The sequence below is a fragment of the Exiguobacterium sp. UBA1053 genome (assembly GCF_002316465.1).
Taxonomy (GTDB): Bacteria; Bacillota; Bacilli; order Exiguobacteriales; family Exiguobacteriaceae; genus Exiguobacterium_A; species Exiguobacterium_A abrahamii.
Map to the genome: position 1 here is coordinate 176515 of NZ_DCDO01000018.1, position 20801 is coordinate 197315.

A 20801-nucleotide genomic window follows, 5' to 3' on the forward strand; every position below is an offset into this window, starting at 1 on the left:
CAAAAAGTTTTTTTCTCGACAATTAAAAAAAGCAAGATCCACGGTCAAGTGAACCTTGCTTTAGCCCTTAGAGAGCAGGTGTTTCGACTTGGTACATCGTCGCAAGACCTGCCACCTTGTTCTTGAATGTCTCCCGCCGTTCGACAGGCGCGATGATTTCCGCCTGGTTGCCGAACTGAATCAGCCACATCATGAAACCGTCGGAAAAGAGCGCATCGACTTTGACCTCGAACCAGAGGTCATCGAGACGACGGCAGCGGATATCCGTTCCGAACCGGTCGACGACGGTTGGCATCAGACTCTCCTGGAATTTAAGCGTCAATTGCTCGTTCTCTCCCCCGTACATGTTGAACATGTTACTTAAGTAACTCGGCTCGACATGGACCGGTTCTTCCATCGGTTCGAACGCTTTACAATCGACGATTCGGTCGACCCGGTACGTTCGGATCTCTTTGATCCGCTCATCGCGTCCAATCAAATAGTAATTTCCGTTATCCATCAACAGATGAGCCGGAGAAACGAGGTAATGCTCGCCATCCTTCCGTAACTCGAACTTCCGCGTCCGTTCATTAAACTTTCCTTGGTACTGGAAACTGATGACGAACCCATCGCTAATTGCTTTCTGAATCGTATCGATCGAGCGCGACGTCATTCCTTTTGGTTTTTTGACAGTATGTAGCACCGGTTGGAGTGACTCCGCCATCTTGTCACTCGTCAACGACTGAATCGTCTTAACGAGCGACGTCGTCTCACTTTCCGAGATGAACTTCGCACTGGCGATGGCATCGACGAGCAATCGGAGCTGATGATGCTCAAAGGGACGACTGACGAGATGATACGGAATGGCAAGTCCATTCTTCGTCTCTTCCGCCACGACGTCAAAACCTGATTTGGCAAGTGCCGCAATATCATCCTTCAACGATTTTCGGGATAGCTTCTCGATCAGTCCTCGTTTCGAGAGTTCCATGCTCAATTCCTCAAGCGTCAACGTATGGTCTTCATCCGACTGACGTTCGAAGATTTCTCGTACAGCAAGTAAGCGGTCACGGTTCGTTAATTTTTCGTTAGACACTACGCATCCTCATTTCCTAAGTCACAATGGTTTGGTTATACTTTACAGTATACATGAAAATGAATATTAAATTAACAATAAAATGGTAAAAATTAAGAGATAGGAGAATTTGGATGCATTATATCGCAGAATGGAATGGTCAGCGCTTTGATTACCGAGATAGCGGGAGCGGTCCCGTCATTCTTTTGATTCATGGTACGCAGTCGGATTACCGGGAGGTCTACCATGTCGAAAAGTTAATTACGGCAGGATATCGTGTTATCGTACCGTCACGTCCGGGATACGGAAGAACGCCACTTCAGCTCGCAGATAGTCCAGAGGCGCTTGCAACGTTCTACGCTGGGTGGCTTGCTTCCCGCCAGATTGAACAGTACACCGTTTACGGCATCTCTGCCGGCGGACCGACGGCAATTGCACTTGCTGGAATGGATCCAGGCGTTCATGCCCTCGTCTTAGCGTGTGCGATGACGCACCGGATCTCGCTGCCGTATCACCGTCTTTTGATCCAACCGGTCTTACAACGTCCTTTGCAGTTCATCCAGTGGGGGCTTTGGACGTATGTGAAGGATAAGATTCGTAAGTTTCCTGAAGAAGCAGCGGTTCGGATGGTCGAGATGACGAGTCTTTTACCACGCGAAACGATCCGTACCCACATTAGTGAGACGGATGCGTCGTTATTATATGAGGTTGGTCTTCAAAATGGTCCTGGGCGAGGTGTCTTGTTTGATATCACACAAGACATAGAACGAGAACGGCTTGAAGCCGTCACGTGTCCTGTCTTGATCGTCCATTCGAAGTCAGACCGTGCTGTTCCGTTCGAGCATGCGGAACACGCACGACGGAGCATTCCTCACGCGCAGTTCATTGAATCGAAAAGTCCTGGTCACCTGATTTGGATCGGTCCATCCGCACGTCGAGATGAACGTATGATCGAACGGTTCATCGCCTTCAATCAGATGACTTGAAGGCGGAGCCGCATTTTTAGCTTCTCATCATCCTCCTCGATCGCAATCAGACCACGACGCGTCAGTTCACCAATCGCACGACGCGTCCGGTCTTGATTAAGTCGGGCACAGCGGGCAATCTCAGCGATGCCCATCCGACATGACAGTTGGTTCGCCTTGATCTTTGATGAAGGCTTCGCGACGGAGCGTTGTAAGAGGCGCCAAAAGACATGGCGGGCATCCTCTGATAAAGCATAGGCATTTTTCTCGATCACCGGCGGCATGTAACGAACGTCTTCTCGAATCCGGCGAATCAGATAGAGACTAAGCCATTCTTCGAGCTCCGCTTGAATTCGTGAGAATTCGAACCACCAGAGCTGCTCGAGTGCCTCCTCTTCTTTCGTCGCCAGTTGCCAGCTAGCAGGAATCTCATCAAACTCTTCCTCGAGCCAGTCTTCGTAGTCTAGTGCCGTCTCATACAAGACTTGTGACGGGATCTGCTCGAGTGACGTCCGATGTTTATAGATATCAAAGCTTATCCGTCGAAAATGTTCGACGGATGCAGCCACTTGGCTCAAATGAATCAATTGTTTCGTAATGAGTCGCGCCAGTCCATCCATCTCGAGGTGGATGGCATATAAGTGTTTTTCTAGCGCAATGAGCGTGCTTCTCTCCATTCGACCGTTCCTCCCCTATTTGTTTTTCGTCTTCTTGTCTTTTTCCGCAAAACCCTTATTCAAAACCAATTGTGAGCATATCGGTGTATTGACAGTGCAGTTTGGAATAGAATAGAACAATCGAATTCAAAAGGAGATGCACGATATGTATACGATTTTTGGTAGCTCACGTAAAGGAAACAGTGAATGGCTCGGGGAACAAGCATTGAAAGGAATCCCTCATGTTGCTGTCGATTTGGCGAACGTCTCGATTCAGCCGATTGAAGACCGCCGTCATCATGGAGGCTTTTTGCCGATTGGCGATGACTATCGCCGGATTGTCGAAGAAATGCTTGAACACGATGACATCCTGTTCATCACTCCGATTTATTGGTACTCGATGTCGACGAAGATGAAATTATTCATCGATCGATTCAGCGAGTCACTGCGCGACGAAGAGCTCGACTTCAAAAGCCGGATGGCGGGGAAACGATTCCACTTGATCGCGGTCGGAGGAGACAATCCACGCGTCAAAGGACAAGCGCTCGTCACGCAGTTCGAGCATATCGCATCGTTCCTTGGCGCGACGCTTGAGACAGCGATTCTTGCCGAAGGAAATGCACCAGGTGAGGTCGAGTACGATCAAGAAGCGATTGCCGCAATCGGGGCGTTTCGTGAAAAAATGTCAGGAGCACGTGTTTAAGCACTGTTCGTGAAGGGAAATAACTGAATCAGAGCGCACGACTATCTAGCGTACGACTCAATTCAGGAGGTGGTCAGCCATGTTCGCATCTAAAAAACGATCGAATCGCAAGTGGAAACAACTGACTTCACGCCAGCATATCCTTCATCTTGAACATCTGTATCAATCACGCGAAGAGACGATCGTTCGTGATCGCCTCTCCTTACAACACATCATGGAACGTGCAGTCCGGACCGGACAGACGGTCCACGTCCGATTAAAACAACTCGATACGGTATCCGGTTCGATCCAAGCGATTTTTCATGACCGCGGAACGATTGAACTCGTCACATCGACAGGTATGCGCCGGATGGTGCGAGCGTCGGACGTCATCGATATCCAGTGGACGACAACCTAACAGCATGTAACCCCTTCTCGACTAGAGGAGGGGTTTTTGGTTTACATGAGTCCTTTGCCACCGAGCGGGTGGTCTTCGAGCACGCGTTCAACATGCTCGAGCAACGGACGCGCTTGCGTAATCAAACGCCGCGTCACCGGTAACTCTAAAGACGCGAGGTGTGCAGCGGCATCCGTCCAGATTTCACGGACATGTAGCACATCCGGTTCGTCAGAACTACTGATGATGTAGTGTAGACAACTCGGATGAGTCTCTAAAGAAGCCGCAGCTTCAAGTAACAGGGCGATGACGTGGTCGCGTTGTCCGGCTTGAGTCGTAAACGTCGTCCATAACCCATACATTAAGAAGTACCTGATAACGGTCGGACTTCTGCGCGCCAACCGTAAGATTCCCCTTCTGCGACTTGAGTCGTCGGATGAAGGGAAGCCAGTTCCATCGCATGATCCAAATCACGTGCTTCAAAGACAATCAAACTGCCGATCTGCTCTCCATGCGTTCGATCCGGCTCTACTTTCTTCTGTACGACCCCATCCTGCCAGTAAAATGCTTGTGTCGTAAGACCCGGGTGCCAGTCTGATAGGACATCGACTTGTTCATTGAAGGTGTTCATCAACGCATCACAACGCGACATCAAAGCATCGATCTCTTCCTTCGATAAAGCATCCATCCGCTCAGCATCGTAATAACCGACATATAAGAATTGCATTGTCTTTCCTCCTCTCAATTTTCCCATTCCCTTCCATGAGAAGGCTAAACAAAAGCCTCCTGTCTCTACGCTGAGAAACAGGAGGCTTATGTATCATTCATCTTTTAACTTGACGTTTTGATCGGCTGGTAACGTCGTCGTCGTTTCCTCGTCTTCAAGTTTTGGTACGCCAGCACCATAATCGGTTGCTTCATCCGTCACGTAAGACGCCGCGAACGCTGGATTCAGTAAATCGGACTTCGAACCGACGATGACGATCCGCCCGTGTCGGACTTCATCTTCTAGATCCTCAGCGACATCCTTCGTCATGCCAAGCTCGGACAATTGAGCAATCCGATCATTACGGTTACTGCGGACGGCTGATAATAACGTCTCGAAGAATGACTTCTTCGTTACGCGGTACGGTAACGTCTGTGTGTCATTCGCGATCCGTTCCGCGAGTTCTTCGTCTTTCGCAAAGATGTAGATCTGTTTATTCGAATAGCCACTTGATTTGAGGCTCGTCACTTCTGCGTCGACAGCGGTCATGTTTCGTACGATGCGTGTTTCAAGCATAAAAATCCCTCTCTTTCATGCAGCAAGCTGCTGATAAGAAGTTATACCCGAAACATAATAGTTGAAACCTGAAATTGAAAAATGGATCAAGCAGCAGTCTGGATTGCTGCTGTGCGCCGCTTTTGCCAGATCGTAAACAAGGCAATCAGAATCATCAGGACGACTTGCGGGATAAGAGTCTCGAGCGTTGGGTAGAAACCAATCCAGCCGGCGGTTCCGAGTCCATTGATCGGACGAATCGGTAAGACGTTCGTCAGTTGCAACGCGTGCAGACTCGTACCAAGAATCTTGAACGCCATCACATAAATCAACCAGGACGCGACTTGGAACAGACGATGGATTGGTAAACGAACACCAATCTGGATGACCGCATACGAGACGAGACCGATGATGACGATCGCGAGTCCGATTCCGGATAACAAGGCAGTTTTCGTCATCGCTGGTGCCATTCCGATGTAGAACAACAACGTCTCGGCGCCTTCCCGGAAGATCGTTAAGAAGCTGACGAAGAACAAGGACGTCGTCGAAAGCGCCGATAAAAAGTGTTTTCGTTTGGCGACGGCGCTTTTCGAGTGCAACCAGTAGCCGACGAACAACATGACAACGACCGCGACGATTCCTGTATAGCCTTCGATTTGTTCCCGACCCGTCGCCGCGAACGAGGCCTGAAAGACTGTCTGGAGGATGAGCGCTAACAGACCGCTTGCGATCAGACCAAGACCAGCACCTGCCCAGACCTTCCCTTCTTGTTTTGAACGACTTTTGCGAGCGAAAGCAACGAGCGCACTGACGATCAGTAACGCTTCGAGACCTTCCCGCAGCATGACGAGCATTGCATCGACGAACGTATAATGCGTCTTCGTTTGTAATTGTGCGATAGCATTCTCAAACGACTGGAGTTCTTGTGCCGTCTTTTCCCGCGTTTCCGGCGTCAGGCGGGCAAGTAACAGTGGTACATCTGATTCAAGCTGGGAATAGAGACCTTCATTACGTGTCCGGACCTCGCCTTCCGCACGTGGCCAGGTCTTCAGAAACGATTCGAGTGCTTGTTTCGCTTTCGGTAAATCATTTGCAGCTAGTGCGGTTTGCGCCTCCTCGAGTGGCGTCAGCAGCGACTGCAGTCCCGTTTTCTTCGCCTGGACTTTCTCTCCGTCGAGGAAAGACTGAACGGCCGTATCGAACTGATCAAGTGCGGCTTTCCATTCCTTCGTATCCACGGAATCACGCGCCGCCGCGATCCGGATCGACGCAAGTGCCATCTCGATGTTGCCATAATGACCGACACTGTCGTTGCGAACAAGACTCTCGTGCGTCGCCCATGCGGTCAACAACCGTTGCTCCGCTGCCGGACGATCGCTTGCCTTGACCTGCCGCATCTCTTTCGTCAACGAAAGCAATTGCTTCACTTTTGCTTTCGCAATCGGGTCCGTCTTCGGTTTCGTTGCTTCTTCCTGCTTCCGGACAGCAGCAGAGAGTGCCGTCAGTTGCTCGCGGACTTCCGGAAACGTTGCCTCCCGTTTCGTATCAACCTGTTTGACGGCTTTCGTGATTGCCGCTTGTTGATCAGGTAAGTCTTGAGCAGCTTGTACTAGTTCATCGATTGCTTGATTCAGTGCCGCGCGATCTTCACTTGCGACGGCAGACAGGGCTTGTCCGATCGCGACATAAAGATCATCCGTCGAAGCAGCATGGACAGGCACCGCGTGTTGACCGGCTATAAGGAGTACAAGTACAAGGACGAGATTACGCAAATAACGCATCACCGATGTAGCCTCCTTTCGAGATTCCACCGAAGCAGGCGAAGATGGCACTTCCACGGTGCGTGATGTATTCATTCAATCGATCCTGTGCGGCAAGGCGACGCTGAATCTCGATGAATTGTTTTGGTGAACGTTGATACGATAAAAAGAGTAGACCCGCATCGAGGGCACCTGTCTTCTCATCGATGCCGTCCTGATACGAGTAGGAACGGCGTAAGATCGCTGTCTTCCCATCCCCGTGCGCGACAGCGGTATGCGAGTCAACCGGTAAAGCAGCTTCGCCACGAGCTTGTCGTTTCGCCGGTGTGACGGAAGCGAATTCGTCTGTTGAGCCGAGCGGAGCTCCGGAAGCACGTTCGCGCCCGAAGGTCCGTTCTTGCTCTTTTAGGATCGTCCGGTCCCAGACTTCGAGATGCATCTGGATGCGACGGACGACAAGGAACGAGCCGTTCGTCAACCACGGCGTACCGTCTTGCCACTGACAAAAGAGCGATTCTTTCCGGACTTGCTTCTTCGAGACGTCAGGATTCCCCGTGCCGTCCTTGAAGCCGAAAAGATTGCGCGGCGTCCCACCAGAGGCATCTGCTGCTTTACTGCGCTGGAAACCAGCTTGGGACCAACGCATCGCGACCGTCCCGCGCCCGACACGGACGAGGTTACGGATCGCATGGAAGACGACTTGGGCATCATCACCACAGACTTGGACGACGAGGTCGCCTCCACTCCATTTTTCGTCCAGACGATCGAGGTCGAACGCCGGCAACGGTTGAAGGGCATCCGGTCGTTTATGACGGATGCCGAAGCGACCATCAAACAGACTTGGACCGCACCCGAACGTAAACGTCAAGTGACCGGCAGATAATCCGTCCGCTTCCCCCGTATCTTCCGGTGGGACGTAACGGGAGTCGGAATCGCCGTATGGTAAACCGGCAGCAAGTCTTGCACATAACCGCGTCCAGCGTTTTAATAAATCGACCAACTCATCGCGTCGCTCCGTCTTGATATCAAACGCTACGACTTGGACGTGATTTTGTGGTGGTGTCAGAATTCCCGCTTGATACGTCCCGTAGAACGGCTCTTGATCACTTGCTTCAACAGTCAATGTCCGCGGGAGGAACTTCTCAAGACCACTGGCATACAGGGCGGCCCCGAGACTCGTCAAGCCTGCGACCTTCAGGACGTCACGCCGCGTGACACCTTCTTGTATTGGTTTCATGCTTATCCCTCCAGTACGATGCCCATCTTCGAGAGAGGTTCCGCGAGTTCATTGATGGCGACACTCATCTGTTTGACGTCTTGTTTCGAGAGACTCGTATAGAGGACATAGCCGTCACCCTGTTTCTTCGCATCGAGTAAAGCGTGGACATCCTTGAAGCGATCCGCGATCTCTTTTGATAACGCCGCATCTTGTTTTTTCAGCGCCGGGTTCAACAGTTCGTAGATCTTTTCAGCCCCTTCGACGTTTGCTGCGAAGTCATATAAGTCCGTATGTGAATAGCGGTCTTCTTCGCCTGTCACTTTTGAGGTCGAGACTTCGTTTAGCAAATCCGTCGCCCCCGTGACGAGTAATTCTGGTGTCACCTCGACCGTCTCGACCTTCGCCCGCAGTAAATGAACGTCCTTCATCAATTGTTTCGCGTACGCTTCATAACCTTTTGTCGTTCCCTTTTCGAATAACCCTTGCTCAATCCGGTGGTAACCGCCCCACTCCGACGCTTTGACGTCGCCTGCTCGGGCATCGATCTTCGGATCGAGGTCACCGAACACTTCCGCGATTGGTTCTGCGCGTTCGTAATACATCCGTGTCGGCGCGTACAACGCTTTCGCTTCTTCAAGCTTTCCCGCTTGTACGGCATCCGTGAACTTTTCCGTCTCACGAACGAATGTATCAATTTCGTTGATCGCATACGTCCGGTAATCCGTGACGACCTGGTCAAAATTCGTCTTTTTTGGTGCCGGTGTCTCCGCTTGTTTCGCTTCACTGCAGCCTGCTAAAACGACGGCAAGCGCCCCTGTCATCAATAATGCTTGTTTCATGTATGGTTCCCCCTGTTACTAATTAAGTCAGTTCCTTAAATAGTATAGACGACAATGATAATCGTTATCAATAAAAAGTTTTACGCAATAAAAAAAAGCTTGAACCGGTTCATTTCAACCGATTCAAGCGCTTCGTCAGGCTTGTTCCTTGCGTTTTTTGAAGTAAGTCCGTGAAATGATGAACGTGACGATCCCAAAACCAATGAAGACGAACGCTTTTTGGAATAAGCTCAGGAACGACAAATCGAACAGTAAGAGCTTAACGGCACTGATGGTCAGCAACAACAACCCGGACAACCGCCACGTCGACGACGTCCGCATCCGACCGATCGCGACAAGGACGAGTGCGAGGACGATATAAGCAGCGGACAACGTCGTACTACGCGCCGTTTCTTCAAGGCCGCGGTAGAACGGTAACTCCATGATGATCAACGTATAGGTCGTAAAGACACCGATCGCAGCAAGGGCGAGGACGAGTTGCCACGACCCCTTCCAAACCGGATCACGATGTGTCTGAACGAGGAGCAAGACGAATGATGTCGAAGCAATGACCATCGCGAGCACCGTCAACGCATACGAAAGACCAAGCCGTTGATAGGTTTCGTAGTCGACGACAGCAGAAAAGATGAAGACGACATACAACCCGACGTTAAACAACCGTTGATGCGGCATCCGCGCCCATGGAACGAACCAAAATGCAGCAATCAACCCGGCAATCAAGAAGTAGCGCAGTTGATACGTCCAGCTGAGGGCATCTGCCGGAATCAAGAGGACGGCGACGAGTAAGGCGACGTGACCGACGCCGTTTTGAGCCGAATCCTTTAATCGATCTGCAAGCACGTAGGCAACGCCAGCGAACAGAATCACTACTAGCGTTCCGAACGACCAGTCGAGGATCAGTAACGTCAGTAAAACGACGATTCCGGCAAGCCAGCTTGGAACGTTTGGCTGAAACTGGATCCGTCGTCCGACGAACGATGTCGCACCGTAACCGAAGAATGTCGCAAGTAAGAGAGACCATTCATCAAGTCGTGGTACCTGTTCATCAAGCCAGTAGAGCTCTAACGAGAGTAGGCCGAACGCGAGTGCGATCGTAAAGATCACCCAAGCGAAGACGAACGCTTTTTTGGCCTTCAGTCGGTCAACAGCAAAGAAGATCGCTGCGAACAAGACGACTTCGTACAATAAGAAGAGCGGTAAGTTCGGGTCGTCCGATAATTGTAGATACGGTAATAAAAAACCGGTGATGGATACGAGGACCAGTAAGGCTTGCGATCGCATCCAGAGCATCAGACCGTACGCGATGAAGACGACGACGAGCTCAAGTAAGAAGGCTAAAGACGGTGGATAGAATTGATATAAGGCCATCCCGGCGAACAGTGCCGCCAACGCGACGATCGTACCGGTCGCGACGAGTCCGACCCCGAGCTCGCGTCGTTTCTTCTCATACTGGTATTCTCCAAGGGCGATGACGAGTAGACCGATAAATACCCCACTTCCGATGCGGACAGGCGGACTGATCAGACCGGCAACCGAGGCGTAGGAGAACAGGAACAAGGCCCCGAGTGCAGCGAATATCGCTCCAATCCGGGGTAACCAGACGGTCGCGATGACCTGTTCCCATTCTTCGCGGGAGCGTTTTTCCTTAAATGTTGGTTGAGGAACAACCGGTTTTCGTTTCGTATAAGCAGGGCGCGGGGCTGGGCGAGCGACCGTACTCACTTCTGGTTCGCTCGGTTCAGGTGCGACAGGCGAAGTGTGCTGTCCTTCAAGGGCAGCTACTCGTTGTCGTAACGCCGCGACCTCCTGCTCGAGACGCGTGATCCGTGGATCTTCCATCTCTTCACTTCCTTTCATGGATACATTGTCATTCTTTTACACACCTAGCAGGTGAACTCCTTCATTTTACAGTAGATTTCGTATCGATATGCCTGAAAATGACAAAAATCCGGTCGCGTGGGAGCGACCGGATGAGGATTTAACGAACAGATAACGCATATTGTCCCGTTTGATTGAAAACGGATGTGAACTGCGAGCGACTGACACTGTACTTGCCGCGGTATGGGTCCGAGACGTAGAACGAACCGCTTGAGACACCTGTCACGAGCATGACGTGATAGTTCCGGTAACCTGTGAATGTTTTACCGTCCGGTTTGATCCAAGAGAAGTAGCCATATGGATTCTTGAAATCGACCGTTGCCCAGACGATGACCGGGTTACCGCTACGAATCTCACTCTCAATTTTCGAGACGCCTTGTTTCGAGATATCAACGGCACCACTGCGGTATTTTTTCGCGAGTGGTAGGATCCCTTTCGGATAGATGCCCCAGTTCTTGTAGTAGTCGAGCGTTCCGGCTGGATTCCCCGTGAACATTTTTTCCGGATCTGCCCAGTAATACTTTCCGTTCTTATACGTCGCGTTCTTCATGCTTTTCGGCATTTGATTGTAGAGTGACGCAGCAGAGACCGCTTTTTTCTTATATTCGAGTGCCATCTTCAACGAGACGAACTCACAGCCAGATGGATACCCGAGTGAATATTGGTTGTAGTACGGAACATTTAACTTTTTCGTCGTCGTCGATGGTTTTGACTTCGAAACGTATTGCGTCGAGATATAGCGGTAGCTTCCCTTGTAGAGAATCCGAGTCCAGCTCCCTGACGTGCCGTATGTCGCAACGGCAACCCCTTTATTCAGCTGTCCTACGACTTTATACTTCGTTCCAGCACCCGTCCGGACGTTGAGTGTGCCGACCGTCGTATACTTCGTTCCTGTCGACGTATATTTCGACGAAGACGATTTGACGTAGTTCTTGTGTATGTAGCCTGTGCGGGATTTGTAGCTGATTTTATACCAGCTGCCGGACGTTCCCTTTGATGTGTAGACGTTCCCTTTGTAGACGTTACCGAGAATCTTACTCGATGTCGACGGTTTCTCGCGGACGCGTAAGACATCCGTCGTCACGGTCAACTTCGTCGCGGCCTCAGCGATCAACGAAGGGCTGAGTACGCCAACGATGACAACCGCTACGAGCAATGCGGATAAGAATCGTTTCATGATAGACCCCCTATGTTTTGATTTGGTGAGACATTCCCTTATTCCCAACTTTTTGAAAAAATAATCAACATTTCTTTAGAAAAATCTGAAAAATAAGGAATGCACCTGTTCTTTATATCAAAAAAACCCGACTATGCCTATGGGCACAGTCGAGTTGTCATCAACCTGAAATCAAATTAAAATTTAATTTTGGATCGTCAAGATATAAGGGGACGGTTGCGCAAAAGCTTGTTCGAGCAGGTGGGCAACAAACAAGGTATCCTCTTCTTTCACCGGAAGCGGTGCATCCTCGACGATACTGCGGTAAAAGGCGCGATACATTTTACCGTAATCACCAACAGGACTCGGGATCCGGACGTCTTGCAGATGACCGTGTTCGTCGTGATAGATCAAACGCCCATAATCGTCTTCTGAATCCTCACCGAACCCCTCTTCTCCCGGGAAGTAGTTCGCTTTCAGGTCGAGCTCTTGCCGGTCGACGTGTTGTTTGATGAACGTGCCGTTCGTGCCGTGTAACATCCACCGGGGTGCCGGGGCAAGTGCGACATGACTCGTCCGGACGCTGACCTTGAGCTCCGGATAATAGAGATCAATCGCAAACGCGTCGTCTGGATTATGCGGCAGTCGAACACTGCGCACGTCAAAGGCGACCTTGTCCGGTTTTCCGAACAAAGCGATGATTTGATCGAGCGTATGGACGCCGAGTCCGTAAAGCGCACCGTTTTCGTGACGCGCATCAGCTGACGCCGCTTCTGGGCGGAATAGATCAAATTGCGAGACGACCTCGACGAGACGACCAAGTTTCCCGGACCGGATGATTTGCGCGACGACTTGGAAGTCGCTGTCGTAACGTCGGTTTTGATAGGCGAGAATCTTGACGCCTTGCGCATGTGCTTCTGCAAATAGACGCTTCGTCTCCTCTTCCGTCACCGTAAATGGCTTTTCGACGAGAACGTGCTTTTGATGTTGCAGAGCGAGCAACGCGTATTCGAAATGTGTCGCCGGTGGTGTATTGATGACGACGACATCAAGTGCCGGGTCAGCGAGCATTTCGGACAGATTCGTCGTAAAACGGGCATCCGGCAGTCGATCCTGATAGGATGCGAACAGCTCCGGTTTTTCCTTCCGATTGTAAATCCAGGTGACGTGATAGTTGTCCTCGATCATCACGTACGGTAAATGGTAACGGGTCGTACTTTTGCCAAAGCCGATGAAGCCGATATTCAATCGCATCCGATCACTCCTTGAACCGTTCTTTTTCTATTACCATACCAAACGAAACGACCGTTGTCTTGATTGAACCGCTTCAAGCCGTCGCTTCAATGCGTTCATACTCATAAATCGAGAAGCCGTCCCGTGTTCCTTGATGGACGAATCCGAAAGACGTGTAATACGCGTTGAGAAACTCGTTTGAAGCGACACAGTCGAGTCGTAGGATTTCTCCTTCATCCTCTGTCACTGCAATCGCGTGTTCCAATAGTTTTCGACCGACACCACGTCCTTTTGCGCGGTCGCTGACGACGATTCGATGGATATACAGACCTTCTACATCATCCCACAAGGATTGATCCCATTCGAGCGAAGGAAGCAGGGCAACGGAACCAAGCAGCTCGTTCTGATCCTCAAAGACATACAGGCGGCCGGCTTCTAAATCTCGCGCGACGAGTTGTTCGATGTCTTGCTCCAGATAAGCAGACCACTGGCTACTGCCACTGGCTTTGAGGGAGAGCGCTTTTTGCTCAAGTAGGGTTGCGATGTTTCGAACGTCTTTTGATGTAGCTTGTCGTATCATGTTATTCCTCCTGTTACAAAAAAATTCTTCTCTATCCTAACGAATGTACAGCGAGAAGAAAACCTTTTTGCTTCAAGATTTCATCGTTCCCCATTATTTTGTGATTTTTTTCATATTCCACAATTTTATTTCAATGTAACGTATCCTTTAGGAGTGATCTGACCCCCAGTCGTCACAACGGTAAACGACCGGCTTCCCACGAGCCGGTCGTTTTTTTTGTCATTCAGGCGAGTTCGACCCAGCGGCGCGACAGATTCCGTGCTTGTGCCCGGTACTCGTCGTCTTCGACAATCGGATTGCTGAGTCGTGGAGCGGAATCCGCATAGTAGCCGCCGTTGTCAAGCGGATCGTCGGTTGTTGCGAGATAGAGTGCCGTCTTCGCGCCGTATTCCGGCGTATAGAGTTTTCCGGTCCAGTACCCGACTTGCGCGACCGGTTTGAGTAACGTCTTCATCACTTTGCCGTACTTGCCGCGATAGAACAGATCCGTATTGACGATCCCCGGGTGGACGCTGACGAACGTGATCCGGTCGCCGTGCTTTTCAGCCAGTTCACGCATATGAATCATTTGCAGGAGCTTTGATTCGCGGTAGGAACGCATCGGGCTATAGTGTTCTTTTTTGACGTGAGCGATCGCTTCGAGTTCGACGTCGGTCCGAATCAAGCCGCCTTCACCTGCGAGCGACGAAATCGAGATGACGCGCGGATCGTTCCCTTTCTCAAGTAACGGTAATAAGCGCTCGATCAAATAGAAATGACTCAAGTAGTTGACCTGGAATTGTGATTCGAAGCCGTCCTTCGTGACATGATACGGCGGTACCATGACACCGGCGTTTAAAATTAAGCGGTCGATCCGACCGACTAAATCAAACAGACGATCCGCGAAGCGACGGACGGAGTCCAGTTGATCGAGTTGAACGATCTCGATTTCCAGGTGCGTATGCGATACACCATGTTCCCGCAGTAGTTGCACGAGTGCCGTCGCTTTTTTCTGCGAACGGACGGTAGCGATGACCCGATCTCCTCGCTCCAATAATTCTTGAATCGTGACCATCCCCATGCCGGAGTTGGCACCCGTGACGATACAGATGTTCATCCCTTTTCCTCCTTGTGTTCCGTATTGAACGCATATAGTTCTGCTTCTAGTTTTCCTTTTTCTTTTCGTTTGTACACCTCGTTTTGACGTTATTTTTCGAAATTTTCAAAAAGTAACGTATACTAAAAGGAGAACATGTTATCACGAAAGAGGTGGTCGGATGGAAGAAGGGACGATCTTATTCGTCGCAGGAACGTTACTATTGATTGCGATCATCACGACGAAGTTTGCCGTCCGGTTAAATGTACCGACATTGATCCTGTTCGTCGTCGTCGGGATCGTGGCAGGGTCAGATGTCACAGGAATCATCAACTTTGGTGATTTCGAGCAAGCTCGTCTTTTTGGGACGATGGCGCTCGTTCTGATTCTGTTTGACGGTGGCTTGCATACGAAATGGGTACACTTCCGGAAAATTCTCCCCGCTGCCCTGTCGCTTGCGACCGTCGGTGTCCTTGCAACGACCGGGATCATTGCCATCGTCGCGTATCTATTGCTTGATTTTTCTTGGCCGGTCGCATTATTGATCGGCGCGCTCGTCGGCTCGACCGATGCGGCCGCTGTCTTTTCCCTGCTCAGTGGACGACCGGTCGATGCCAAAGTCAAACATACGCTTGAGGCGGAGTCCGGAACGAATGATCCAATGGCCGTTTTCCTGACGATTTTGTTCACATCGTTTGCGATCGCGCCGGAATCGTTCTCGATCGGTGCGGGTATTCTGTCCTTCATCTACGAGATGGGACTCGGGACACTCGTTGGTCTTGCGATCGGATATCTCGTCACGCTACTGTTGAACCGGATTCAGTTACCGTCGTCCGCCTTGTATCCGACCTTACTGTTTAGCGGTGCTCTCTTCTCCTATGGTCTTGCAACGATTTTGCACGCCAGTGGTTTTCTCGCCGTCTATTTGACCGGGATCTGGATCAATAATCATGACATGATCTACCGCGAGACGCTCAAACGATTCAGTGGTAGCTTGTCGCATTTAGCAGAGATCGGCATGTTCATTATGCTCGGATTGCTCGTCTTCCCAAAACAATTGCTCGATCCCCAGACATTGTTCGTTTCGGCTGTCATCGTCTTGACGTTGATCCTGCTCGCTCGTCCACTTGCCGTCGTCTTGTCGTTGCTGCCGTTTCGGTATACGATCAAAGAACAGAGTGTCATCACGGCAGCCGGATTACGGGGCGCCGTTCCGATCATTCTCGCGACCTATCCGCTTTCGAGTGGTCTCGCGGAAGCGCCGCTTCTTTTCAATATCGTCTTCTTCACCGTCATGACGTCTGCCCTTTTGCAAGGAACGGCTTTGCCGTGGATCGTCCGGCGAATGGGGCTTGAGACACAGCACGACACGACGGTCGAACCGTTCCTGAAATTCATGACCGTCACCCATCCACAAGCGGAGATCATCGAGGTCCGCGTTTCGCAAAATAGTCATATTGCGGGAAAGACACTACAGGATATCGAGATGCCCCAGGATGTGCTCGTCGTTGCAATCATTCGTGAAGATGAAATTCTGACGCCGCGTGGTCAGACACGTGTCCTCGTAGACGATCAACTGTTGATTTTAACACCTAAACAAGCGGATCAGGACGTGCGACGGTTGATCGCGTCACTCGGAATATAGATTATTTGACACATCCTCCAGTAGGGTGTGTTTTTTGGTGTGGATTGGTATACTCAAAAAGGAAAATAAAGGAGGAACCTTGATGTTGAGACGATTACTTGCCGTCATTATGACCACCACGCTCGTTTGCACTGTTCTAGCATACATATCCTATACACCGATTACTGAGAGAGAAGCGAATACGATGTACGACTCGCTTGGTTCGACGTTTGTGTCATACGTCATCTTTGCTTTGCCGATCATCTTGCTGTCCGGCTTCTTACTCGACTTCCTTATCGGCATGATCATCAACCGGTCATCGACGACATTAGCGTATATGCCGACAGTCCTCGGTTACGGAGTGTACGGTATCGTGATCGCGAGTCTTCTCATCGTATTGACGACGAAGGACACATTTGATCTGCCACTTTCTTTTACAATCGCTGCTCTGACAGCAATGATCTATTACAGTTTGTCCGTCCTATTCCATCGGGTGGCACGATCCACATACTAAAAATGACCAGGTACGTCTGCTTACTCGCGGACATGCCTGGTCATTTATTATTCTGCTTCGGTTCGTTCAATCGTGACGACACCCGGCGGACGATGCGGGAAGGTCAACGTCAGACCAGCAAAGCGACAAATATCATTTTCGTTCGGTGCCCGGTGCACCCAATCAATCGTCTCTTGCCGCGCTAGCGCGTGACGAATGCGGTTATCGGCTTGTGTACGCGAGATGCCAAGGCAGTCGACGTTCGTGATATACGTCGTTTCGTCCGACTCGATCTGTTGCCAAATCCCGAGGATCAGTTGACCAATCGGACTGACGGATTGACCATCCGGTTCTTCACTACTGACGGCATCGTCGAGCATCTCGATGACAGCGTCACAGGTCTCACCGGAAGCAAGCAATCGCGTCGATCCTTGTTGTAGAATCCGGTATCGCGTCACGCCGTTCTCGAGCCACAAGCGCTGTGAGAATGGATTGACCGGGACACCATGGAAAAATGTCTGTGTGCCGCGCCAAGCAAAACCAAATGATGGGTCGTACGCCCGAATCGTCGCCATGGCACGATCATGGAACTTAGCGATCGTCTGTCGTTCCGTTTCCAGTAAGTTTCGGATCGCCTCTTCATCCTCTAACGGTACCGACTTTGGTGTCACAGTAAATAATTCCGATTCCGGTAAGCGGTGTGGGGACAAAATCGTTCCATCGAAACGATAATCGTTCGCTGGACGTCCAGTACGCCCGACGGATAGGCGCCACGTCCGTTCTTCTGGCATGAAGGCATAACTTTGATGGGCGAAAGGTGGTGCGACGAACAGTCCCGGGAACGAATCGAACGTTTCGACCCGGAGAACGTCACCGTCATACCAACACTCTTCAATCAGACGGACGAGTTGTCCGACCGGAGCGTTACGGTCCGTCAGGTAACGACCGGTATTCGCATGAAATCCGAGTAAGAACTCGCGCTCTTCTTCTTGGAACGTCACCATCAAGAGCTGGAACAACGAGGCAATCTGTTGCTCGACGAGTTGTGGATCCTCCCCCGTCTCTGCCTCAAACGCGACCATCTTCCAGCCGGACCGTTCATAGAGATGAATCGTCACCGGGAAGAATAGAAAGGCACCATGTGTCGCTTCGAGTTTGACCATGTCTTGCATCGCTAGGCGTTCCGTCAGTAAGGAAAAGCCCATTCGTTCGAAATGATCTTGCAACCGTCGTTTCCAATGTGTGAACTCCACGCAACCATCCCCTCTCGCGAATTATGCGCCGCGTTTTCGTAACGGATTCTTTGACCAGTAGATGTAGAGACCAACGAGTCCCGCGATGCCGATGAGATAAGACGGCATTCCGCTGACTTGAATCAAGACGTCCGGTGCCGGGAAGACCGTCACGAGCAGTGCCTTATAGGTTGAGAATAAAATGAAACTGATGACGAATTGAATCCACACCCGCGGTTTGACTTGTTTGATCTTAGGTGCCGTGATGACTTGTGACATCGCATCGATCAAGAAAAGAGCGATGATTGAGAAGAATAAGTAATCGATCAGGGCGAATTGGAACAATCCGTCGATCCCTTCGATGAAGATGAACATCAGAATTGAGGAGACATAGTTTCGTGTCCAGCGTTTTTGCGTCTCCATCCGATGTCGTTGTGGTAATTCAGCGATCATCTGATCGAGGCGTGCTTCGACCGATCGACCGTGAATCTCTTCGAATGGACGCTGCTTCCGCTGGGCTTCGTAGATATCTGCCCGCAGACGGTCTTCAATTTCCGTCCGGTCCGGTTCTGCGACATTCAGATTCAAGCGTGGTAAAAAGGTTTCTAATAGACGTGTGTTGGCTTTCGTTAATTTCAATCGATTTCCCCCTTTTTCATGTTTAAGTATACTGGGTTTTTGGGAAAAATACGTAGTGGAAGTAAAAGATTGCTTGACGAAACGATGAAGAATGTTCAGAATTATTAAAATATAGTGTCGGAATTAGATAGAAAGGACGTGTCGGACCATGCGTCAAACATTGACGAGCGCCGCCTTGATCACCTTGCTGACAAGTGCGGGCATCGCCTTCCCGTTGGCTGAAGCGAAGCCACCCGTTGACCAAGAACCGGTCGAACTCGATCAGCAACAGGAACAAACGCCTGAAACAGAATAACAGTAACCCGCGCTCATGCAGGAGCGCGGGTTATTTCATGTATCACTTGGTTGGGTGACGCGTTCGTCAATCGTGACGGTCCACGTGACGACCGTCGTGCTGTCACGAACACCCTGTGCCTCGATTGTCGAGAGAAGTTCTTTGACACCACCTGATCGTAAAGATTTCTCTAACTGTCTCGCGTCAGCATATGGGGTTCCCGGGCACTCGAGCAAACCATCCGTCGTCACGAACAATCGGTTGTCCCCTTGCCGCAACTCGCGGACGCCTCGTGTGTAACTCGGGACCGGTAACGCAAAGGTGTTCGCGCGTCCAATCCATTCATAGAACTGTCGCTCATTCAAGGCGGCTTGTCCCATCTTCATCAAATCCGGGTGAAACAGATACAAGACGACGTCACCGACGGAGAACCACCAGATGAAACGTCCTTTGCGGACGGCGATCAAACAAGCGGTTTCTCCTTGCAACTTCGCACACGCCGCTAAAAAGTCCGGGTCTTGAAATAGATCCAGCACGGTCGTCTCGATTCGTCGGAATGCTTCCGTAAGTGGTGCATCAAGATCAGTCCGAATACGCGACTCGTGTTGTGCCAACTGCTCTAAGACAAGTGCTGCACTATCCGCTGTCTTATGAGCGTCTAAGACGACGGTCATCTCCCAATCGTCGCCGATCAAGATGGCAGCCCCGTCTTCGTTTTTATATTGACCGCTTCTTGAGCAGCCTCCGAATCGACCGAGCGTCACCCGACCAATCTGGTCAATCTGCTTCGTGTCGACTACTGGTTCGTCGGATCCGACCCAGTAGTAGGATGATTGTGTCGTCTGCATGCATCAGTCTTCCCTTCTTTACATCTCCCGCAAGTACGGTTGCAGGAATAAGCGTAATCGTTTTTCGTAGTTGTCCGGGTCCATCGTATACGTCTCGTCATGACCGGCATCGCGAACCGGATACAATTGTTTTAATCCCGTTTTTGCTTGATACAGTTCGTACATCATCCGGATTGGGACGAGTTCGTCCTTCAGTCCGTGGATGAACATCGTCGGAACCCGACTCTTCGTTGCTTGGCGCGTCACCGAGACATCGCCATAAAAGAAATCTTGCTCACCTTTGTTCCACATGCTCGCGACCGTCAGAGACGGCAGTGCCGGGTAAAGGATTTGTTCATCTGCGAGTAGACTGAACCAGTCGTCGAGTCGGGCGTAAGCTCCTTCAGCAACGATCGCCCGGACTTGTGTCGGTACGGTCTCGCCAGAAGCGAGTAAGACGGTCGCTGCGCCGACACCGAGTCCGTGATAGACGATCCGTGTATCGTCTCCGTTTTCAGCAAGCAAGCGTTTCGTCCATTCCAAGACATCCAGTCGATCGAGCCAACCGTAATTCCGGACGCCACCGCTTCGATCCTGCCCACGCCGTTCGATGAGTAAGACATTAAAATCCGCCTCATGGTAATAGCGGGCAAGCGCATAAACACCGGTCTGTGAAAACATCATCTCATCCGGGACGAGGAGGACTGTCTGTTTGCTACCGTCAACCGGTAGATAACGACCGAAGCGGACGAGCCCGTCCTTCGACCATTGCTGTGTCTCGCTCGTTTGTTTGAACCATGTCTCGTCTTTCGTCACCTGTCCGTCCGTTCTCGTCGTCTTCAGAATCGGAGAAGCGTCCGACTGACCGATCAATGTTTCTTGCATCCGGTATCCATCATAGACGATGAACAGTAGCAGACACGTGACGAGCAACACGATGCCGATTCCCCATTTGCGCAT

At 50.9% G+C, this 20801-nt stretch carries 23 protein-coding genes; 6 read left to right on the top strand and 17 right to left on the bottom strand.

What is annotated here, in order from left to right; all coding sequences use genetic code 11:
- Positions 1-67: 67 nt before the first annotated feature.
- Entirely contained in the window at positions 68-1072 is a 1005-nt protein-coding gene (locus B3G15_RS14615; RefSeq protein ID WP_050677941.1) for a helix-turn-helix transcriptional regulator, read from the bottom strand.
- A gap of 113 nt (positions 1073-1185) precedes the next feature.
- On the opposite strand from B3G15_RS14615, the gene B3G15_RS14620 reads away from it, so the two are divergent.
- Positions 1186-2037: an alpha/beta fold hydrolase gene (locus B3G15_RS14620; protein WP_290722052.1), complete on the top strand. Its 852-nt coding sequence runs from the start codon at positions 1186-1188 to the stop codon at positions 2035-2037.
- Here the strand turns inward: B3G15_RS14620 and B3G15_RS14625 are convergent.
- Positions 2025-2693: a hypothetical protein gene (locus B3G15_RS14625; RefSeq protein ID WP_290722054.1), complete on the bottom strand. Its 669-nt coding sequence runs from the start codon at positions 2691-2693 to the stop codon at positions 2025-2027. The two genes, B3G15_RS14620 and B3G15_RS14625, sit on opposite strands and share 13 nt — an antisense overlap.
- Positions 2694-2838: 145 nt before the next feature.
- Between B3G15_RS14625 and B3G15_RS14630 the strand changes: the two genes are divergently transcribed.
- Complete coding sequence (locus B3G15_RS14630; RefSeq protein WP_290722056.1) at positions 2839-3375, top strand: flavodoxin family protein; 537 nt, start codon at positions 2839-2841, stop codon at positions 3373-3375.
- 79 nt (positions 3376-3454) lie between these two features.
- Complete coding sequence (locus B3G15_RS14635) at positions 3455-3772, top strand: hypothetical protein (protein WP_029341705.1); 318 nt, start codon at positions 3455-3457, stop codon at positions 3770-3772.
- 41 nt (positions 3773-3813) lie between these two features.
- Here B3G15_RS14635 and B3G15_RS14640 read toward each other — a convergent pair whose 3' ends face one another.
- The 11 genes from B3G15_RS14640 to B3G15_RS14690 form a co-directional block, all read right to left on the bottom strand.
- Positions 3814-4113 (bottom strand): putative quinol monooxygenase, encoded by a 300-nt coding sequence (locus B3G15_RS14640; protein ID WP_251133487.1) that lies wholly within the window; start codon positions 4111-4113, stop codon positions 3814-3816.
- Positions 4113-4478 (bottom strand): YciI family protein, encoded by a 366-nt coding sequence (locus B3G15_RS14645; protein WP_290722058.1) that lies wholly within the window; start codon positions 4476-4478, stop codon positions 4113-4115. The genes B3G15_RS14640 and B3G15_RS14645 overlap by 1 nt, the downstream gene beginning before the upstream one ends.
- A gap of 93 nt (positions 4479-4571) precedes the next feature.
- Positions 4572-5033, bottom strand: coding sequence for a general stress protein (locus B3G15_RS14650; RefSeq protein ID WP_023468312.1), 462 nt, complete (start codon positions 5031-5033; stop codon positions 4572-4574).
- A gap of 86 nt (positions 5034-5119) precedes the next feature.
- Positions 5120-6793, bottom strand: a complete 1674-nt coding sequence (locus B3G15_RS14655) for an FTR1 family protein (protein ID WP_290722323.1) — start codon at positions 6791-6793, stop codon at positions 5120-5122.
- Complete coding sequence (efeB, locus tag B3G15_RS14660; RefSeq protein WP_251140222.1) at positions 6777-8009, bottom strand: iron uptake transporter deferrochelatase/peroxidase subunit; 1233 nt, start codon at positions 8007-8009, stop codon at positions 6777-6779. The genes B3G15_RS14655 and efeB overlap by 17 nt, the downstream gene beginning before the upstream one ends.
- Before the next feature lie 2 nt (positions 8010-8011).
- Entirely contained in the window at positions 8012-8830 is an 819-nt protein-coding gene (gene efeO / locus B3G15_RS14665; RefSeq protein WP_290722060.1) for an iron uptake system protein EfeO, read from the bottom strand.
- A gap of 135 nt (positions 8831-8965) precedes the next feature.
- Complete coding sequence (locus B3G15_RS14670; RefSeq protein ID WP_290722062.1) at positions 8966-10669, bottom strand: DUF2339 domain-containing protein; 1704 nt, start codon at positions 10667-10669, stop codon at positions 8966-8968.
- A gap of 139 nt (positions 10670-10808) precedes the next feature.
- The gene (locus B3G15_RS14675) at positions 10809-11885 is read right to left on the bottom strand and encodes a C39 family peptidase (protein ID WP_050677931.1); all 1077 of its coding nucleotides are present in this window, start codon (positions 11883-11885) and stop codon (positions 10809-10811) included.
- Between the two features lie 183 nt (positions 11886-12068).
- The gene (locus tag B3G15_RS14680) at positions 12069-13118 is read right to left on the bottom strand and encodes an oxidoreductase (RefSeq protein ID WP_290722064.1); all 1050 of its coding nucleotides are present in this window, start codon (positions 13116-13118) and stop codon (positions 12069-12071) included.
- Between the two features lie 73 nt (positions 13119-13191).
- Positions 13192-13677 carry a GNAT family N-acetyltransferase gene (locus tag B3G15_RS14685; protein WP_023468305.1) on the bottom strand — a complete coding sequence of 162 codons (486 nt, stop codon included), beginning with the start codon at positions 13675-13677 and terminating at the stop codon, positions 13192-13194.
- Between the two features lie 223 nt (positions 13678-13900).
- Positions 13901-14773 (bottom strand): SDR family NAD(P)-dependent oxidoreductase, encoded by an 873-nt coding sequence (locus tag B3G15_RS14690; protein ID WP_023468304.1) that lies wholly within the window; start codon positions 14771-14773, stop codon positions 13901-13903.
- Positions 14774-14933: 160 nt separating this feature from the next.
- On the opposite strand from B3G15_RS14690, the gene B3G15_RS14695 reads away from it, so the two are divergent.
- Both B3G15_RS14695 and B3G15_RS14700 read left to right on the top strand, forming a co-directional pair.
- Complete coding sequence (locus B3G15_RS14695; RefSeq protein ID WP_290722068.1) at positions 14934-16397, top strand: potassium/proton antiporter; 1464 nt, start codon at positions 14934-14936, stop codon at positions 16395-16397.
- A gap of 82 nt (positions 16398-16479) precedes the next feature.
- Positions 16480-16890, top strand: a complete 411-nt coding sequence (locus B3G15_RS14700; RefSeq protein ID WP_290722070.1) for a hypothetical protein — start codon at positions 16480-16482, stop codon at positions 16888-16890.
- Between the two features lie 47 nt (positions 16891-16937).
- On the opposite strand, the gene B3G15_RS14705 is transcribed toward B3G15_RS14700, so the two are convergent.
- Both B3G15_RS14705 and B3G15_RS14710 read right to left on the bottom strand, forming a co-directional pair.
- Complete coding sequence (locus tag B3G15_RS14705; protein WP_290722072.1) at positions 16938-18122, bottom strand: hypothetical protein; 1185 nt, start codon at positions 18120-18122, stop codon at positions 16938-16940.
- Positions 18123-18143: 21 nt separating this feature from the next.
- The gene (locus tag B3G15_RS14710; RefSeq protein ID WP_290722074.1) at positions 18144-18740 is read right to left on the bottom strand and encodes a DUF1129 family protein; all 597 of its coding nucleotides are present in this window, start codon (positions 18738-18740) and stop codon (positions 18144-18146) included.
- Positions 18741-18888: 148 nt separating this feature from the next.
- On the opposite strand from B3G15_RS14710, the gene B3G15_RS14715 reads away from it, so the two are divergent.
- Positions 18889-19035 (top strand): hypothetical protein, encoded by a 147-nt coding sequence (locus B3G15_RS14715; protein ID WP_023468299.1) that lies wholly within the window; start codon positions 18889-18891, stop codon positions 19033-19035.
- A 35-nt stretch (positions 19036-19070) separates the two neighbouring features.
- Here B3G15_RS14715 and B3G15_RS14720 read toward each other — a convergent pair whose 3' ends face one another.
- The gene (locus B3G15_RS14720; RefSeq protein ID WP_290722077.1) at positions 19071-19862 is read right to left on the bottom strand and encodes a protein phosphatase 2C domain-containing protein; all 792 of its coding nucleotides are present in this window, start codon (positions 19860-19862) and stop codon (positions 19071-19073) included.
- An 18-nt stretch (positions 19863-19880) separates the two neighbouring features.
- Positions 19881-20801, bottom strand: coding sequence for an alpha/beta hydrolase (locus tag B3G15_RS14725; RefSeq protein ID WP_290722079.1), 921 nt, complete (start codon positions 20799-20801; stop codon positions 19881-19883).

Excerpts from the sequence above, each read along its gene's own strand:
- B3G15_RS14620 (WP_290722052.1), top strand. The coding sequence starts at position 1,186 with ATGCATTATATCGCAGAATGGAATGGTCAGCGCTTTGATTACCGAGAT.
- B3G15_RS14625 (WP_290722054.1), bottom strand. The coding sequence starts at position 2,693 with ATGGAGAGAAGCACGCTCATTGCGCTAGAAAAACACTTATATGCCATC.
- B3G15_RS14630 (WP_290722056.1), top strand. The coding sequence starts at position 2,839 with ATGTATACGATTTTTGGTAGCTCACGTAAAGGAAACAGTGAATGGCTC.
- B3G15_RS14635 (WP_029341705.1), top strand. The coding sequence starts at position 3,455 with ATGTTCGCATCTAAAAAACGATCGAATCGCAAGTGGAAACAACTGACT.
- B3G15_RS14640 (WP_251133487.1), bottom strand. The coding sequence starts at position 4,113 with ATGTATGGGTTATGGACGACGTTTACGACTCAAGCCGGACAACGCGAC.
- B3G15_RS14645 (WP_290722058.1), bottom strand. The coding sequence starts at position 4,478 with ATGCAATTCTTATATGTCGGTTATTACGATGCTGAGCGGATGGATGCT.
- B3G15_RS14650 (WP_023468312.1), bottom strand. The coding sequence starts at position 5,033 with ATGCTTGAAACACGCATCGTACGAAACATGACCGCTGTCGACGCAGAA.
- B3G15_RS14655 (WP_290722323.1), bottom strand. The coding sequence starts at position 6,793 with ATGCGTTATTTGCGTAATCTCGTCCTTGTACTTGTACTCCTTATAGCC.
- efeB (WP_251140222.1), bottom strand. The coding sequence starts at position 8,009 with ATGAAACCAATACAAGAAGGTGTCACGCGGCGTGACGTCCTGAAGGTC.
- efeO (WP_290722060.1), bottom strand. The coding sequence starts at position 8,830 with ATGAAACAAGCATTATTGATGACAGGGGCGCTTGCCGTCGTTTTAGCA.
- B3G15_RS14670 (WP_290722062.1), bottom strand. The coding sequence starts at position 10,669 with ATGGAAGATCCACGGATCACGCGTCTCGAGCAGGAGGTCGCGGCGTTA.
- B3G15_RS14675 (WP_050677931.1), bottom strand. The coding sequence starts at position 11,885 with ATGAAACGATTCTTATCCGCATTGCTCGTAGCGGTTGTCATCGTTGGC.
- B3G15_RS14680 (WP_290722064.1), bottom strand. The coding sequence starts at position 13,118 with ATGCGATTGAATATCGGCTTCATCGGCTTTGGCAAAAGTACGACCCGT.
- B3G15_RS14685 (WP_023468305.1), bottom strand. The coding sequence starts at position 13,677 with ATGATACGACAAGCTACATCAAAAGACGTTCGAAACATCGCAACCCTA.
- B3G15_RS14690 (WP_023468304.1), bottom strand. The coding sequence starts at position 14,773 with ATGAACATCTGTATCGTCACGGGTGCCAACTCCGGCATGGGGATGGTC.
- B3G15_RS14695 (WP_290722068.1), top strand. The coding sequence starts at position 14,934 with ATGGAAGAAGGGACGATCTTATTCGTCGCAGGAACGTTACTATTGATT.
- B3G15_RS14700 (WP_290722070.1), top strand. The coding sequence starts at position 16,480 with ATGTTGAGACGATTACTTGCCGTCATTATGACCACCACGCTCGTTTGC.
- B3G15_RS14715 (WP_023468299.1), top strand. The coding sequence starts at position 18,889 with ATGCGTCAAACATTGACGAGCGCCGCCTTGATCACCTTGCTGACAAGT.
- B3G15_RS14720 (WP_290722077.1), bottom strand. The coding sequence starts at position 19,862 with ATGCAGACGACACAATCATCCTACTACTGGGTCGGATCCGACGAACCA.
- B3G15_RS14725 (WP_290722079.1), bottom strand. The coding sequence starts at position 20,801 with ATGCGCAAATGGGGAATCGGCATCGTGTTGCTCGTCACGTGTCTGCTA.